We start from the raw sequence: 675 nt of genomic DNA, 5'->3' as shown, positions 1-675 counted from the left end.
ACACGGCCTCGAGCTCGGGCACCGCGTCGAGCATGGCTTCGATATCAGGGAAATTCGGGATGTCATCCACCTTGCCGTGACGGCTGGCAGCCGCGATGAGGCGATAGTCCTGGTCTTTCGCCAGGGCCGGCAGATGCTGGTCGCGGACGATCTTGCCGACGCCGACGATGCCTATCTTGATGGGCTGGGACACGGCCGCTCCGTCTGTTTGATGATGGTGATGGTTTCTTACCAGAACACTTGCCCCGGGCAAGCCGAAGCCGAGAAGCCTAGCTCGGCCTTCCTTGAGGCGGCAGTGCACATTTTGTCGGCTGGGAAGGCCTCGGTCGCCGATTCGTCTCGGCAGTCGATTCGAAAGCTGGACCGGGTTCGGGTTCAGATCGGCACGTCGAAGGTGACGATCGACACTTCGCCTTCGAGCGCGCCCTGGAAGGCTGAGATATGCGGCTCTTCGTCGGGGATGCCGTCCATGTCGCCGATCTGGTCGAGCTCGGCCTCGGCGTACCCTTCGGCGGCAAGCGATTCGAGTGCCCGGCGCACCGCCGAATCGTCGTCGGGCGCGACCAGCATGACGTGGACGCCTTCCGGTTTGCCGCCTTTTTTCTTCCACACCCGGCCGGTGATGATGGTGACCGGGCGTTCTTCATTGTCGTTCACGGGCCGATTCCTCTTGGC

The 675-nt window shown here is 62.8% G+C and carries 1 protein-coding gene and 1 pseudogene; both read right to left on the bottom strand.

The window, feature by feature from the left end:
• Positions 1 to 193, bottom strand: a pseudogene (locus tag EOD15_RS35150) (gfo/Idh/MocA family oxidoreductase); the annotation flags it as partial.
• A gap of 182 nt (positions 194 to 375) precedes the next feature.
• Entirely contained in the window at positions 376 to 657 is a 282-nt protein-coding gene (locus EOD15_RS35145) for a transcriptional regulator (RefSeq protein ID WP_013531420.1), read from the bottom strand.
• Positions 658 to 675: the final 18 nt, after the last annotated feature.

It is taken from the genome of Mesorhizobium sp. M7A.T.Ca.US.000.02.2.1 (assembly GCF_003996995.1).
In the GTDB taxonomy this organism is placed as follows: domain Bacteria; phylum Pseudomonadota; class Alphaproteobacteria; order Rhizobiales; family Rhizobiaceae; genus Mesorhizobium.
Note: the sequence above shows the minus strand (reverse complement) of the source record. Positions and strands in the feature narration are given on the sequence as shown.